Annotated in this window: 16 protein-coding genes; 6 read left to right on the forward strand and 10 right to left on the reverse strand. The window is 48.2% G+C overall.

Translation table 11 applies throughout. The annotated features are described in order from the left end of the window. The first annotated feature begins 469 nt into the window (after window positions 1-469). Complete coding sequence (locus GY634_RS10840) at window positions 470-985, forward strand: hypothetical protein (RefSeq protein ID WP_166408554.1); 516 nt, start codon at window positions 470-472, stop codon at window positions 983-985. A 289-nt stretch (window positions 986-1,274) separates the two neighbouring features. Next, entirely contained in the window at window positions 1,275-1,607 is a 333-nt protein-coding gene (locus GY634_RS10845; RefSeq protein WP_166408555.1) for a hypothetical protein, read from the forward strand. 22 nt (window positions 1,608-1,629) lie between these two features. Here GY634_RS10845 and GY634_RS10850 read toward each other — a convergent pair whose 3' ends face one another. Continuing rightward, window positions 1,630-2,112, reverse strand: coding sequence for a GNAT family N-acetyltransferase (locus tag GY634_RS10850; protein ID WP_166408556.1), 483 nt, complete (start codon window positions 2,110-2,112; stop codon window positions 1,630-1,632). A 75-nt stretch (window positions 2,113-2,187) separates the two neighbouring features. Further along, window positions 2,188-2,637, reverse strand: coding sequence for a GNAT family N-acetyltransferase (locus GY634_RS10855; RefSeq protein WP_166408557.1), 450 nt, complete (start codon window positions 2,635-2,637; stop codon window positions 2,188-2,190). A gap of 29 nt (window positions 2,638-2,666) precedes the next feature. Between GY634_RS10855 and GY634_RS10860 the strand changes: the two genes are divergently transcribed. Then, the gene (locus tag GY634_RS10860) at window positions 2,667-3,089 is read left to right on the forward strand and encodes an NUDIX hydrolase (protein WP_166408558.1); all 423 of its coding nucleotides are present in this window, start codon (window positions 2,667-2,669) and stop codon (window positions 3,087-3,089) included. A gap of 33 nt (window positions 3,090-3,122) precedes the next feature. Here the strand turns inward: GY634_RS10860 and GY634_RS10865 are convergent, their stop codons facing one another. Next, window positions 3,123-3,587, reverse strand: a complete 465-nt coding sequence (locus GY634_RS10865) for a PACE efflux transporter (protein WP_242683684.1) — start codon at window positions 3,585-3,587, stop codon at window positions 3,123-3,125. A gap of 85 nt (window positions 3,588-3,672) precedes the next feature. Here GY634_RS10865 and GY634_RS10870 point away from each other — a divergent pair, with 85 nt between their 5' ends. Next, window positions 3,673-4,566: a LysR family transcriptional regulator gene (locus GY634_RS10870; RefSeq protein ID WP_166408559.1), complete on the forward strand. Its 894-nt coding sequence runs from the start codon at window positions 3,673-3,675 to the stop codon at window positions 4,564-4,566. Here GY634_RS10870 and catB read toward each other — a convergent pair. After that, entirely contained in the window at window positions 4,563-5,219 is a 657-nt protein-coding gene (gene catB, locus GY634_RS10875; protein ID WP_166408560.1) for a type B chloramphenicol O-acetyltransferase, read from the reverse strand. The genes GY634_RS10870 and catB overlap by 4 nt on opposite strands. Window positions 5,220-5,363: 144 nt before the next feature. On the opposite strand from catB, the gene GY634_RS10880 reads away from it, so the two are divergent. Next, a complete protein-coding gene (locus GY634_RS10880; RefSeq protein WP_166408561.1) occupies window positions 5,364-6,092 on the forward strand; it encodes a riboflavin synthase subunit alpha in 729 nt (242 codons plus the stop codon). Between the two features lie 40 nt (window positions 6,093-6,132). On the opposite strand, the gene GY634_RS10885 is transcribed toward GY634_RS10880, so the two are convergent. Genes GY634_RS10885 through GY634_RS10900 form a run of 5 tightly spaced genes read right to left on the reverse strand, consistent with a single transcriptional unit; the run spans window position 6,133 to window position 11,940 of the window. After that, window positions 6,133-7,485, reverse strand: coding sequence for an MFS transporter (locus tag GY634_RS10885; protein WP_242683685.1), 1,353 nt, complete (start codon window positions 7,483-7,485; stop codon window positions 6,133-6,135). Between the two features lie 3 nt (window positions 7,486-7,488). Continuing rightward, on the reverse strand, window positions 7,489-7,650 hold the full coding sequence (locus tag GY634_RS17260) for a hypothetical protein (RefSeq protein ID WP_242683686.1): 162 nt from the start codon (window positions 7,648-7,650) through the stop codon (window positions 7,489-7,491). A gap of 15 nt (window positions 7,651-7,665) precedes the next feature. Continuing rightward, entirely contained in the window at window positions 7,666-10,767 is a 3,102-nt protein-coding gene (locus GY634_RS10890; RefSeq protein ID WP_166408562.1) for an efflux RND transporter permease subunit, read from the reverse strand. Next, window positions 10,764-11,306, reverse strand: a complete 543-nt coding sequence (locus GY634_RS10895) for an efflux RND transporter periplasmic adaptor subunit (RefSeq protein WP_166408563.1) — start codon at window positions 11,304-11,306, stop codon at window positions 10,764-10,766. The genes GY634_RS10890 and GY634_RS10895 overlap by 4 nt, the downstream gene beginning before the upstream one ends. Next, window positions 11,278-11,940 (reverse strand): efflux RND transporter periplasmic adaptor subunit, encoded by a 663-nt coding sequence (locus GY634_RS10900; protein ID WP_166408564.1) that lies wholly within the window; start codon window positions 11,938-11,940, stop codon window positions 11,278-11,280. The genes GY634_RS10895 and GY634_RS10900 overlap by 29 nt, the downstream gene beginning before the upstream one ends. A gap of 164 nt (window positions 11,941-12,104) precedes the next feature. On the opposite strand from GY634_RS10900, the gene GY634_RS10905 reads away from it, so the two are divergent. Further along, window positions 12,105-13,535: an efflux transporter outer membrane subunit gene (locus tag GY634_RS10905; RefSeq protein ID WP_166408565.1), complete on the forward strand. Its 1,431-nt coding sequence runs from the start codon at window positions 12,105-12,107 to the stop codon at window positions 13,533-13,535. 3 nt (window positions 13,536-13,538) lie between these two features. Here the strand turns inward: GY634_RS10905 and GY634_RS10910 are convergent, their stop codons facing one another. Next, window positions 13,539-14,444 carry an alpha/beta hydrolase family protein gene (locus tag GY634_RS10910; protein WP_166408566.1) on the reverse strand — a complete coding sequence of 302 codons (906 nt, stop codon included), beginning with the start codon at window positions 14,442-14,444 and terminating at the stop codon, window positions 13,539-13,541. Window positions 14,445-14,473 lie beyond the last annotated feature (29 nt).

Here is a 14,473-nt window from a genome sequence, read left to right on the forward strand (position 1 = left end):
GCGAAACATAGGGCTCACAAACGATAAATTTTGCTTTATAAGTAAGCTTAGCTAACCTATTAGCGTCCGCTATACAGCCATCAACTTCTACAGAAAACCGCCCTTTATACAAAAAAATTCGCCACTGTTTTGCAGAGCTAATTTATTTCTGAGCATTTTTTAACCACACCTTGCAGACGGGCCTAATTGCGGGCTTTGTGACAGATGTCATCAGGCTATCCCCAAGTTTATGCACAGCAGCTGTGCACAACCTACAAATAGACACACCGCTATCATTTAGATCCAAAAAAATTGCTCTAAATCAATAGTTTATGCTTTAGTTAACCAAACCACAGTGATGTTGAGCCAAGTCAAATAGCACTGGCAAATCACGGTTTACTCTGTTCCCAATTACAAGATTTTGCTGCTACAAATGCCTGTGATTTAACGTTCATAGAGGCACACCTGTGCCACACCTTGGGGGGTAAAGATGAAAAAAACCAAAAATTTGCGCTCAGCCAATAAAACCATGGGAGTATTCCCATCGGTAGACAGTGCTGAACAAGCAGTCAAAGAGCTTTCTCATATCTTGTCTGACGATGCTTCCCGCATTATTTTGGTAGAGCCTAATGACCCTGCCCTAGAAGCCAAACTTAAAAATGAATACACCCACATGGGTCAGGCTGCTATTTCTGCCCATATTTGGTCAGCGGTGATAGGCGTTTTGGTTGGGGTAGTGTTCTGGGCCATGCTTTACTACTCCAAGATACCTATGTTTGTGCATGAAGCACCTACTGCACTATTGGGATCTATCTGTGTGTTTTTGCTGATTGGCGTATTAGTGGGCTGTTTGGTGGCCTACATGCCCAGCGGGAACAATATTATTCGCCCCACCAAAGAAGCCGCTGCAAACGGCAAATGGGTTGTAATGGCCTATCCAATATCTAGTCGTGAGAAAAAAGCAGCTGTCGCCTACTTCGGCCAACAGAACCACGCTAGAGCATAATAACTTTCTCTCTTATACGCCCTGCCATCTGTAGATGTTCAGGGCGTTTTTTACCTGTGTGTTATCCACGTTAACTGTGTATAAGTTTGAGGAAAGCCATCGTATAGTTTCCTCAACACAAACAAACATGAGCCTCTACGCAACGTGATCAAAAACTGCTCATGCCACATTACTCACAAAATTTAACAACTGCATCGTGTTATATACGCTGCAAAATTCGGGTTTACCCCCCCTTCTATATAACGCACCGCCGTATACTTCTTCTTTTTCCCTGCTTATTGAGAATTCTATGTTGAAAATCGTTTCCCAAGCTGTGACCGCTGGTGCTCTGAGCCTAGCTATGTTGAGTCCTGCTGCTGCACAAGATGCACAAACCATGATTGGTTTGGCTGAGTTGGGCGGTGTGATGCACGCTGCTGCCGAAACATGTGGCACATACTCCAGCTCTGAATTGGCCGAAATGAAAAGCCAACAAATGGCTGCTCTGAAAGAAATGGGTGTATCTGAAGCCGATTTCAACACAGCATTTGACTCTGGCTTCACCCAAGGCAAAGAGCAAATCGGTGGTGCTACTGCTGATCAGAAAAAAGAAATGTGTGACGAATTGGCGAAAATGAAGTAATTCGCTATGAGTTCAGAAAGCATCAACCATTATGTGATGCTTCCTGAACTTGCCACAGCTCGTGCCAATCACGGGCGTACTGAACACGCGTTTCATCTGCACTAACTTTTTTAAAGCCTAGCGCACGCCAAAACTGGTTCGCCGGTTCTTTATGTACATCTGTCTCTAGGTGTACCGCCTGTACGGCTTTCTCGCCCGTCCAGCGTAAAATATGCCCCCACAGCAAACGCCCATAGCCTTGTCGTTGTGACAAAGGCCGTATGTAGAACTCCGCTACGTGCGCAATATCCGTATTTTGTGTATCTATCCATACATTGGCAAAGCCCACAGGTACACGTTCGTCACACAGCAATAAGAACGCCCTAGGCCCTTCTGCATAACGCTGTACAAGTAGGTTGGCATCACACTGCTCGCCAGCCCAATCCTGATCCAGATACTCTTGGTATAGCGCTAAAAACGTTGTCCAATGAGAGGTGTTTGGCACAACCAGGATACTGTTCAACATAGACATTCCTTCTTGATAAGGGAGGTTCTGCTTGCTGTGCTGCTCTAGGCTGGCTATTACTGCAATTGATAATGGCTACTTAAAACAATACTCCAAAATTTCATCGCCTGCGTCATCAAATTCACCCGTTGATTCCCACCCTAAGTATCGATAAAACCCATAGGATCTAACCTGGGAATCAGCTGCACAACTTAAAAACAAACGCTCTAAACCCGCTACCTGCATATCGTTCATCACCAACGTTAGCAGTTTTTTACCTATACCTTGGTCTTCGTACTCTGGCAGCAAGGCTAACACCAGTATTTCCCCCTGCTCTGCTTCACCAAAGCAGTAACCAACAATCTGATGATTGTACGTGGCAACGTAACCAAAGCTCTCGCCTTGCTCAATACCTGCAGCCCAGGTTTCAGGAGTAATACCCAATTCAGCTAAGTCTTCTCTGGAGAACGCATTTTCACGTGTTAGGCCACGAATCTCTATACATTGGCCTACATCACCAGCCACAGCTGCTCTATAATTAATCATTAAAAACCTAATAAAAATTTTGTTTTACTATGCCAAAAACCATACAAGCGGCCTGCGGCGCCGTTATTATAAACAATAATAAAATATTATTATTAAAAAGAAAGAAAACACCAGAATCTAATCACTGGGGAATTCCTGGCGGAAAAATAGATTGGATGGAGAAAATAGAAGATGCTGTATGTCGTGAAACTTTAGAGGAAACCAGCCTACATATTTCCAGTCTGCGACTACTCGTTAACGTTAACCACTTCGATGTAGAGCAGGATGCCCATTGGTTAGCCGGTGTATACCTTGCTACGTCTTTCAAAGGCGAAGCCCAACTGGTAGAACCTGATAAACATGCTGAACTGGGTTGGTTTAGTCTTGATAACTTACCCACACCCTTAACACAAGCCACTGAACAAGCTATTTCTGCGTTACGTGAGCAGCTGCCTTCCAAGGTGGTATCTTAAAAAACAGGGGCCATGTGCCCCTGTTTTTTAAGCTTATTCCGCTGCCTGAACGCTAACACTGTTCTCGCTGCTTACCCTAGGATTAGATCTAAACACTCGGTCATAAGCCAAGTTAAAGAGGAAAGCAAAAAACAAATAGTAAGCGACGATCCAGATATCCATGATCAATGCATCCAACAGTGTTATTTTCAAATACCAGGATATAAATGGTATTAACAAGAATAACAAACCAAACTCAAATAACAGAGCATGTAAAATTCGATCTTTTAATGTTTTATCTAATTTACCGCGCAATCTATATACAACCTTGTCATAAACAATGTTGTATATAAAATTCCATAGTGTTGCCACAATAGATGATACGATTCCTACTACTCCCATAGAGGTAATAGAAAACCCTAGAAAATAGGTAAAAATGGGGATAAATAGCGTTAACGCTATGACCTCAAACATCAAGGCGTGCCGTATCCTATCGGCTAAACTTCTGGCTTGCATCATTACATCCACGATCAACAACAAAGCTTAGGTTATACCGCTATCGTGGCGTTCACTCCAAGTTGCCAACCATCGCTTTAATAGATATATGAATCTTTCTATTGACCAGCTTCAAGCTCTGGTACTTGCCGTACAAGCCGGCTCGTTCTCGCAAGCGGCCAAACAGGCGGGCCGTTCGCAATCTGTGATCAGCACCCACATCGCCAACCTAGAAGCCGATCTAGGCATACAGATTTTTGACCGTAGCACACGGATCCCTACCCTTACTGTTGAGGGTGAAAAAATCTATAAAGAAGCCGAATTCATCCTGCAACGCCGCCAAAACTTAATGCAAATGGCGCACAGCTTTGAAAAGCAGCATGAAAGCCGTGTGGTCATGGCCATTGATGAGATATTCCCCGAATCGATGGTTGCCATCTTATTGCGGGAATTCTCACTGCAATTCCCACATACTGAAGTAGAGATTTACTTTCCTCTGATGGACGATGTGGAAGACTTGGTAGAACAAGGCACCGTAGATTTGGGAATATCGTGGCGACAATCCCCCAGCCGCAATAGCCTACATTTCACGCCCATAGGCAGCGTGCCCTTAGTGCTGGTTTGTGGGTTAGAACACCCTCTACAAAAAGCGACAAAAATCACCGTAGATGAGCTACGTAAACACCGGCAAATATTGATCTCAGGCCGTAATCACAGCCTAAGCAAAAAGACCCTCAAAATTTCGCTAGATGCTTGGTATGTAGAAAGCCATTGGGTATCGATGCAAATGGTGATGAATCACATTGGTTGGGCCTTTGTGTCTAAGTATGCCTATGACAACTTCTTGCACAAAGACCGCTTGGTGGTGCTGGAAGGGCTAGGCACCCAGTTACGCGATATAGACCAAACAGTGCGTATTGATGTGATCACCAGTAAAAGCAAACACATAGGCCCAGCCTTACACTGGCTGATTCAGCACTTCCAACACAGCATGCTGCCTTAGGCTACTTTCGTGGCCTTAATGGCGGCTTGATTCGCTTGCCAATACGCATGCAGGCCTGCCGCATCAGCCGTGCACAGCAAAGGCATACATGCTTGCAGATGTTCTAACGACCAATCCCACCATGCCAACTCTAGCAATTGCTCTATGTGCTCGTCGGTAAACCGTTTTTTGATGACTCTGGCCGGATTGCCCCCTACCACGCTGTAGGGCTCCACATTTTTGGTGACCACTGCTCTGCTTGCTATCACTGCACCGTGCCCGATTTCTACGCCTGGCATAATCAATGCTTCAGCGCCTATCCACACATCGTTCCCAACAATGGTATCGCCAGCAGGCACATAGGCATAAACTGCGGTCGAAAACGCTGGTTCTTCAGACATAAAAAAGAAGGGAAAGGAAGATATCCAATCGTGCCTATGCCCTTGATTACCGGCCATCATGAAGGCAGCACCACTACCAATAGAACAAAAACTGCCTATGCGTAATTTATCTACATCATCACGATCGGGCATTAAATAGCGCGCGCAATCATCGAAGGAATGGCCATGGTAATAGCCTGAATAATAACTATAGCGGCCTACCTGAATATTAGGGTTGGTCACCTGCTCGGATAGCAATTTCCCTTTAAAAGGACTTTCAAAAAAGTTTGTCATAATATCGCTGTTACTTTGTTATCTATGCCTATCCTTTGTGAGGATATGGCTTTGATACGTAGGATGCCCACGTAGACTACAATAGTCTTTTGGGTCCTAGCACCTACTGTATTCCTATTTTTTACTCTGCACACCTACTACGCTATGTTCACAGGTATCGTTCAAGGCAAAGCACGTATTGCCACGCTTAAAGATCACAATGGTTTACGCACCCTAGAGCTAGTGTTTCCAGCCGGTTTCTGTGAAGGGCTAGAAATTGGTGCTAGCGTCTCGGTAGATGGCGTTTGCCTGACAGTTACTGAATTGCTGTCCGACACAGCCGCTTCATTCGATGTAATGCTGCAAAGCCTAAACATCACTACTTTGTCGCAGTACCAAGTGGGCACACTGGTTAATGTAGAACGCGCTGCCAAAGATGGCGCAGAAATTGGTGGCCACCCTTTGTCTGGTCATGTGGATTTTGTAGGCATCATTAGTGCCATTCAACTTCACGATGACAACAAACAAGTGCGCTTTACTGTGCCGCACGAGTTCTGCCGTTATATCTTCGCTAAAGGCTATATTGCGATCAACGGTGCCAGCCTAACCGTGTCTGAAGTGAACAAACAAGAAAACTGGTTCGAGGTTTGGCTTATTCCTGAAACGCGTCGTGTGACGACGTTGGAAGACAAACTGCTTAACGACCCCGTCAATATTGAAATTGAGCGCGGTACCCAAGTGATTGTGGATACTATTCGCGACAGTATTCAAGAAAGCCTAGGCAGTTTGCAGCCTTTACTAGAAAAGCTGCTGCAAAGCCAAGGCATCTCGCTGGAAGAACAATTGTTCAGCCAGCAATTACAACGCCTAAATCAATCTACCAAGACTTCCTAACCTACTTACACAAGTAGGGGTAAAACACGTCCTGCTGCCGCTATGGCGCAGGACATTGTCGTTCAGCTCGTAGCACTAAAACCCATACTATCAACAAAGCCACCAACATAATGCCTACTGCTGACCACGACACAGTAGTGAAAGCTTGATCAAACGCCTCTAAAGCAGGTTGTAATAAATGTTGGCCTGATTCTGCTGGTAACGTGCTGACCAAATACCTGACTTCGTCCAAACTGTCAGCAGCGCTAGGCAGATTCATAGCATTTGCAGTCGCCAGCATCTGGGCACTATAGATGGCCGGCAACACACTGCCCATTATCGCCACACCCATTGCCCCACCAAGCTCGTAGGAAATTTCCTCTAACGAACCCACCATACCCACTTGGTTAACAGGCGCTTGTTCTAGCACCGAATACGATGCTGTGGTCATGGCTGCGCTTAGGCCACAACCCAACAAGATCAAACTGCCAGCACGCGGCCAGGCTCCTAAATCATGCAACAAGGCAAAACACAGCATACCTACCAGTGACAGCAATAGGGCCAGCACTAACAAGCGTTGGTACGGCAGGTAGCGCATCATATAGCCACTCAGCGGGCCAGCCAGTAATGCCGCTACAGGCAATGGCAACAGCACCAACGCAGCATCAATTGGCGAATGCTCTAGCACCAACTGCAGTTGCTGAGTAAAGGCGAACTCTACACCCGATAAGGTCACAGTGCTTAAAAAGGCAGTAATCACCCCAGCACTGAACAAAGGTTTTTTAAAAATAGCAAAGTTCAACATAGGGTACGGACCATGCAGTTGTCTATGCGTGAACCAACCTAAAAATAGCACTGCCAACCCTAAGCTGCCCCAGAAATACGTCCACGACGTATTAGGCGACGCCGCTTCTTTTAGCGCACTTACTGCTGCAATTAACCCTACCATCACCAACAATGAGCTATAGCCATCCCATTTTTTAGTAGGGGTTGGGGTGCTTTTTGGCACTACCCACAGGCTGGCAATTAAGGTCAGCACCACAATGGGGACGTTAATTAAAAACACCGAATCCCACCAAAAGTACTCCAGCAAAATCCCACCTACTACTGGCCCCATTGCGGCACCGCCTACAGCAATGGATGCCCACACCCCAATGGCTAAGGATCGTTCTTTATCGTCGGTAAACACCTCGCGAATAATCGCTAAGGTGGCTGGCATCATCATGGCAGCACCTAAACCCAATGCTGCTCTAGTAATAATTAACACCAACGACGACGGTGAAAATGCCGCCCATAATGACGCCAAGCCAAACACGACCAAACCGCTCATAAACATGCGACGGTAGCCCACGTGATCACCTAACGAGCCCATGCCCAGCAACAAACCCGCTACGACTAGGGAATAGGCATTCACAATCTACAGTTTCTCGCTGGTGGTAGTGTGTAAGGCCGCACTTAGTGAAGGTAAGGCGGTATACAGTACGGTGATATCCACCACAATCAACAAGAGCGCACTGGCTACCGTCAACAATGTGAGCCAACGATAGCGATACGGAACTGCACTGTTTTCTGACAGCATACTTTCCTACTACAACTAGTGATTAATAAATTGCTGATCGGCTAAGCGCCTGTCCTCGTCGGTCACCGACGTCAGCGTGGACAAATGTTTACCCAGCCAATGGCGCAAATCATCCATGTAGCTGTACACCACAGGAATAAACACCAGACTTAAGAGTGTGGAAGTCAGCAAACCACCGATAACAGCGGCAGCCATGGGGGCCCTAAAACCGGCATCGGCTCCTGTGCTTAATAAGATGGGGATCATACCCGCCACCATAGCAATAGTGGTCATCACAATGGGGCGTGCGCGTTCTTTACCCGATTGCAGCAACGCCTCGGCTCTGTTCATGCCCGCTCGGCATTTCTCAGAGGCAAAATCCACCAATAAAATAGAGTTTTTGGTCACAATGCCCATCAACATCAAAATACCAATCACGGCTGATAAGTCTAAGGTAGCCCCTTTTAAGATCAGCCCTGCAAACGCCCCACCTATGGACAAGGGCAATGCCACCAGAATCGTCAGCGGCTGCAAGAAGTCTTTAAACAGCAATACCAAAACGGCATAGACCATCAAAATACCAAAACCCATTGCGAGTGCAAACTTCTCGAACATCTCGACCAAAAACTCAGCATCGCCATACTGCATCAGCGATACGCCTGTGGGTAAGTCTTGCATTTCAGGTAAGGCATACACCGTTTCCAACACCGTGCCTAACGACTGCCCGGGTTGTAGATCGGCTTCTATCGCAATGCGGCGCATACGATCAAAACGCTCAATTTGTGCAGGCCCTATACCAAAGCTCACATCCGCCACGCTATGCAACGGCACAGTCCCACCATTCTGAGATGGCACCCGTAACTGACGCAGCGTTTCCAAATCATTGCGGTCGTGTTCACTTAACAAAACACGAATAGGCACTTGCCTATCGGAGGCATTAAACCGTGCCGAGCTTGCATCTATTTCACCTACGGTCGCAATACGCAACGCCGTCCCTACACTTTGCGTGGTAACACCTGCACGCGCTGCTTCATCGGTACGTAACGCAATTTGCAGCTCAGGACGACCTAACGGTTCTTTGACCTGCACATTCGCAATGGTGCTTAAGCCTTCCATCTGTTTACGTAAACGGTGTGCCGATTGTGACAAGGCCTGCCCATCTGCACTGACTAGAATCACCGATACATCGCGGTTTTCTCCCGCCGTAAACGAAAACTGCACATCCTCAAATTGCGCCAACTCACTGCGCAAACGTTGCTCTATTTGCTTCTGACTGGCATCACGCTTGGCTAACGGCACTAGGCGTATCAACATAGAGCCATTGGCAACCGCCTTATCATCGCCCCCGCCTACATTCGCCAGCACGGCTTCTACTTCCTGATGCTTGCGTACCTGCTCTGACATGGCAATCATCTTGGCATCAGTTTGTGCCAAGGTAGAACCAGGCGGTAGTTTTACTTGTATGGAGATGAGGCTTTGATCGCCCTCGGGCATGAAGCCCACCGGGATCAACGGCAATAACAACCCAGACGCCACCAAAAACAACGCACCTATGCCCAAGGTACGACGGCGGTGGTTTAAGGCCCATTCCAACACAAATAAATAGCGTTTTAACACCCCTTTAACCGGCGCATGTGCCTCCTGCAATTTTTTGGCCGATAGCGGACGCAAAATATAGGCTGCCAACAGTGGAGTCGCTAACCGTGCTACCAGCAAGGATGCCAGTACGGCCACAGACACTGTTACCCCAAACTGCTCGAAGTATTGGCCTATGTCCCCACCTATAAAACTTACGGGTAAAAAGACAGCCACAATAGTAGCGGTAATCGCCACTACCGCAAAACCAATGGCATCCGCCGCATCAATAGACGCTTGAAATGGACGCTTGCCTTTGTATAAGTGCTGCTCGATATTTTCCACTTCAACAATAGCGTCATCCACCAAAATACCGATCACCAAGGTCAGCGCCAGTAACGTGATGCTATTTAAGGTGTAGTCCAATAGCTGCATCACCACAAAGGTAGGAAAAATGGACAGCGGCAACGCAATCGCTGCCACTACCGTCGCACGCCAACTACGCAAGAATACAAATACCACCAGCACGGTTAGCAAAGCGCCTTCCAGCAAGGTTTTCATGGACTCTTTATAGCTGTCTTCGGTGTACTTCACCAATGACAAAATCGGCAAAATACGTATATCGCTATTGTCTTTTTGCAAGGTAGCAATGCCGGCCTCTACACGCTTGGCCACCTCGGTATCGCTAGCACCCTTGCTGCGAAAAACCGAAAACTCCACTACCTCGCGCTCGGCCAAACGTGCCTTACTGCGGGCCTCGGCACTGCCGCCGCTGACCACCGCAATGTCCGACAAGATCGCCCAGCGCCCGTCTGACAACGTAATGGGTAATTCGGCCAATTTGGCTACATCCTTAGCGCCACCCAAAATACGTATGGCTAATTCGCACCCGCTTAATACTGCTCTACCACCGGGTTCGTCTGTATTGCTACGCACTAACTGCGCGTTTACTTCTTCCGCAGTGATACCTAAAGCTTCTAACCTGTCAGGGCGCAGCTCTACGCGTATCTCGCGTTTGACACCGCCACCACGCTGCACACGCTGTACGCCAGGTTCAGCCAACAGCACACGGCTTACCCTATCGTCCACAAACCACGACAACTCTTCTGCTGTACGCTCAGAAGAACTAACCGCGTAGTACAGAATCGCCCCGCCTTCTACATCCACGCAGGAAACCTGCGGCTCTTGAATGCTTTGGGGCAGCTCTGACCTAATAGTCGTAATGGCATCGCGTACATCATTCGTAGCACGATCAGGGTCTACGCCTAATTGAAATTCCACCGTGGTTAAGGATGTACCTTCGTTCAACGTAGAGGTGATATGCCGTACACCGGCCATCCTTGCAACGCTTTCTTCCACCTTACGGGTAATCGCGTTTTCAAGCTCGCTAGGCGCTGCGCCGGGCTGAGTCACCAGCACCGTCACGATGGGAAACTCCACCCTTGGGTTAGAGTTGATAGGTAACTGCAAGAAGGCAAACCAACCTGCAACCGTTAGCATAAAAAACAGCACTAACGTAGGAATGGGCCTGCGTATTGCCCACGATGACAGCTGTGAACTCATGGCTGAGTGCGCTCCAACTCATGCACTTCAACATGATCATCATCTTTAACAAACGCAAAGGCGGTGGCCACTACACTGTCGCCCTTTTTCAATCCATCAACCACTTCTACCCACTGTGCGTCTTGCCAGCCTATACTTACCGGCTGATACGACACTAGGCCACCCTCTGTCACTTTCATCACAGCGGCCTGCCCTAGGCTATCTACCGATACGGCACTAGCAGGCACTGCCGTTGCTAAGGTTTGCGTGGGTAATACCAACTCTGCTCGGCCAAACATGCCGGCTAACACTACCGATGGTGTGCTGTGTAATGCCACACGCACCGTACCCAAACGCGAGGCTTTATCTACCTGTGCCGACACCAAGCGTATAGTGCCCGCGGAAGATTCCGTTTGCCCTGCCCACCGTACAGAGGCTTGCATACCTGTGTGCATTTGCGCGATTAATCGCTCGCTAACATCGGCTTCTAGCTCAATCAACCCAGATTTCGCCACACTGAACAAAGCATCGTTACCGGTTTGCGCCCCCCGCTTGGGCATGACGTTGCAAAATCAGCCCGTCAACCGTTGCCACAATATGGGTTTTATCCAGTTGCTCTTGGCTTTCAGCCAGTTCAGCCTGCGCCCTAACTACCGCGGCTTGCGCGGCTTGCCAGTTCGCTTTTGCGGCATCAGCTTGTGCTCGTCGCTCGTCTAGGGTTTGTGCACTGACGGTGCCTTGGCTTAACCCCATTACGCGTTTCAGGTTTTTCTGTGCTGCATTGTGCAATGCCTGCTTTTCTTGCAGCTCAGCCGTAGCACTGTCTACTACCGCTTGTGCGTGCTGCACCTGAGCTTGCAGCACTGTTCTGTCTAACTCGGCCAATAACTGCCCTTGCTGCACGCTATCGCCCTGTTCTACCAACACACGTTCTATGCGTAAGCCAGTGAGTGCTGTACCTAGTTCTATGGTGTCTCGTGCTACCAACGAGCCGCTGATACGAGCACGTGGGCGCAGTAACACCTCATCTACCTTGATAGTGCTAACGCGCAACATAGGTTCAGTTGGCACTTGCTCTTTGCCCGACAGTTGCAACCATATGCCCGCCACGACTAGCAAGCACATCGCCGTAACCCCCCACTTGTTACGTAGGAAACCCGGCACATACATTCGATTTTCTGTAGAACGACTCATAGTGTTGCAGCAAACTGTACAAAAATTTATTAGACTGATTAGTCGATCTATTATTTAGAAGATAGTTTGCGCAGTCAACTTTTGCTTGTAACCATGCACACATATTGCCCACTTACATTGTGCCGTACCTTTGCCGTGCTTAGCTTGAGCGTGGTTCTATCAGCTTGTACCAGCCCCCCCCCTCCTTGCCAGATCAAGGGGTAACGCTTCCTGACTCATGGGCACAACAGCATGCTTTGCTTGCACAAGCCCCCGAGATTGATCCAGCCTCATGGTGGAACAGTTTCAACGATCCCATACTGAATGCTTTGGTGGCTAAAACACAGGCTGAAAACTTGTCTGTCGCGCAAGCTGCGTATCGTTTGCATAGCGCCCGTGCACTCGTGCAACAAACCGTAGCGGCAGGCTTACCCGAGATCAGTGTGAAAGCGGAAACCCAGCATCAGCGAAAACTGTCGTCCTCGAATAATGCCTCGCCCTTGATGAGCCCTACTATTGATGGTGACCTCGCCCCTGACTCTGAACGCACGACGGGCTACTACCAAGCAGGCTTTGATGCCGCGTGGGAGCTAGACCTGTTTGGCCGGGTATCGTCACAGCGTGATTCAGCTCAAAGTGCGGTGGGCGTGGCATACAGCGACTTACGTCATGCACACGTGAGTGTGGTGGCAGAAGTGGTACGCAACTACATAGAACTGCGCGCCCAACAACAACGCTTAGCTCTTGTCGAACAAAACCTAGCCGATCAAAACACGCTATTTTCACGTACCCAAGAACAACACCAAACGGGCTTAATTGCCGATTACGAACAAGACCAAATACACACTAATCTCATCAGCCTGCAACAGCAACAATTACAATTGCAGCAAGCGATACAACAAAACTTGCTACGGTTAGCTGTGCTAACAGGGCAAAGCAGCATTGACGAAAGCCTGGCACACATTGCGGTGCTACCCAACCCTAAGCACTTGGGTTTTAGCCTGTTACCTGCAGAGCTTTTACGCGTGCGTCCTGCTATTCAGCAAGCCGAATTTAAGGTAGCACAAGCCGGTGCCGAACTAGGTGTTGCGCAAGCTGAGCTCTACCCACGTTTGCGATTGTTAGGTAGCTTAAGCATCAGTGATAACCTTAGCGGCACGCCTTTACTGGGCCGTACAGAAATCGCAGGTGGCTCGTTCTCACTCAACCTGCCATTGCTGGATTGGGGCGCACGACGTGCGGTGGTCAATGCACGTGAGGCGCAGTTGGCAGAGGCGATTTTGGCTTACAAAGAAGCCGTGCTTGAAGGGGTAGAAGAAACTGAAAATGCGTTACTCAGTATCTACACTCATACCCACGCTATAGAACAAGCTCAACAAAAACTACAGTTTGCTGAACGCGCTCTATACCGCGCGCAAGAGCTCTATCAACAAGGCATGATTCCCATGCACGAACTCTTAGATGCCTCGCTTAAAAAGCGTAATAGCCAAATTGATGTGGTGAATGCGCAAGCTGAACAAGCTGCTGCCATCATTGCCTTACACAAAGCAGTGGGTGGAGCCCAGTTACCTGTAGATCTACTGGACATGCAATCTAGGCTACACCCTCACTTGTAGAATTTAAGACTGGGGCGGAACTGCCTCAAGCAGCCACGTTTTCATATCATTAATCACCGTGCCCATATGATTTTCACCCTGAGCATCTTCAAACACATGATCTAGATCAGGGTAGGTCTTATAGTGAACATTGGTGCGCCCGGCTGCTCTTACTTCATTCACCATCTGCTGAACGGCTATTGGGCTCACGGACGTATCTTGTTCTGCTTGTATCACTAATAGTGGTGTATCTACTTTCATTACTGCAGCCTGCTGATCATGTGCCAGCTTTTCTTTCCACCATTTCATGCCATGCACACCTACGATTGCATGCGGTGGTGAATTACCCGCTAGAAAATCCAACTGCTCATGTATACCCTTAACGTAGTCAGGGTTAAGGTCTGCTGGTAACTGCGATACCTCACTGTACACAACATCATCCCTAAACCAGCGCCCACCACCATTAAAAGCAATACTCGCTTCCACTATATCTGACTCTGCCGCCAACATGACAGCCGTTATCGCGCCTTCTTCCCCCCCCATAACCACCACATGGGCGTAGCCGTGCTGTTTCTGTAAGGCTTTTAACACAGCACTGTAATCTTGTACACGTTGAGACAACGAGTCATACAACATCGTAGGAATAGGGCAATCTGTACGATAATCTTCTGGATTCCACGCTAAAGAGGCATCCACCCCATACTTTTCCACGGTGAGCACATCCGCATTTGGCAGCATAGGAACAAACATTTCTTGTATGCGCGGATTGTTGCGCACACTATTGCAGTCTGAGCCTTGCATAATCACCAATAACTGCTTTGCAGGTTGTGATGCTGCTTGTTTTACATAATAGGTAATTTCTGAGCCATCCGCGCGAGGCAAACTTACAGGGGATTGCGCCATAGCCGTCGAACCAGCAAACACTAACATGCTACCCACAATCCATCGCGGCCAACTAC

This window comes from Paenalcaligenes suwonensis (assembly GCF_011290505.1).
Classification (GTDB): domain Bacteria; phylum Pseudomonadota; class Gammaproteobacteria; order Burkholderiales; family Burkholderiaceae_B; genus Paenalcaligenes; species Paenalcaligenes suwonensis.

Excerpts from the sequence above, each read along its gene's own strand:
- GY634_RS10910 (WP_166408566.1), bottom strand. The coding sequence starts at position 14,444 with ATGTTAGTGTTTGCTGGTTCGACGGCTATGGCGCAATCCCCTGTAAGT.
- GY634_RS10850 (WP_166408556.1), bottom strand. The coding sequence starts at position 2,112 with ATGTTGAACAGTATCCTGGTTGTGCCAAACACCTCTCATTGGACAACG.
- GY634_RS10845 (WP_166408555.1), top strand. The coding sequence starts at position 1,275 with ATGTTGAAAATCGTTTCCCAAGCTGTGACCGCTGGTGCTCTGAGCCTA.
- GY634_RS10890 (WP_166408562.1), bottom strand. The coding sequence starts at position 10,767 with ATGAGTTCACAGCTGTCATCGTGGGCAATACGCAGGCCCATTCCTACG.
- catB (WP_166408560.1), bottom strand. The coding sequence starts at position 5,219 with ATGACAAACTTTTTTGAAAGTCCTTTTAAAGGGAAATTGCTATCCGAG.
- GY634_RS10895 (WP_166408563.1), bottom strand. The coding sequence starts at position 11,306 with ATGCCCAAGCGGGGGGCGCAAACCGGTAACGATGCTTTGTTCAGTGTG.
- GY634_RS17260 (WP_242683686.1), bottom strand. The coding sequence starts at position 7,650 with ATGCTGTCAGAAAACAGTGCAGTTCCGTATCGCTATCGTTGGCTCACA.
- GY634_RS10860 (WP_166408558.1), top strand. The coding sequence starts at position 2,667 with ATGCCAAAAACCATACAAGCGGCCTGCGGCGCCGTTATTATAAACAAT.
- GY634_RS10855 (WP_166408557.1), bottom strand. The coding sequence starts at position 2,637 with ATGATTAATTATAGAGCAGCTGTGGCTGGTGATGTAGGCCAATGTATA.
- GY634_RS10865 (WP_242683684.1), bottom strand. The coding sequence starts at position 3,587 with ATGATGCAAGCCAGAAGTTTAGCCGATAGGATACGGCACGCCTTGATG.
- GY634_RS10870 (WP_166408559.1), top strand. The coding sequence starts at position 3,673 with ATGAATCTTTCTATTGACCAGCTTCAAGCTCTGGTACTTGCCGTACAA.
- GY634_RS10880 (WP_166408561.1), top strand. The coding sequence starts at position 5,364 with ATGTTCACAGGTATCGTTCAAGGCAAAGCACGTATTGCCACGCTTAAA.
- GY634_RS10840 (WP_166408554.1), top strand. The coding sequence starts at position 470 with ATGAAAAAAACCAAAAATTTGCGCTCAGCCAATAAAACCATGGGAGTA.
- GY634_RS10900 (WP_166408564.1), bottom strand. The coding sequence starts at position 11,940 with ATGAGTCGTTCTACAGAAAATCGAATGTATGTGCCGGGTTTCCTACGT.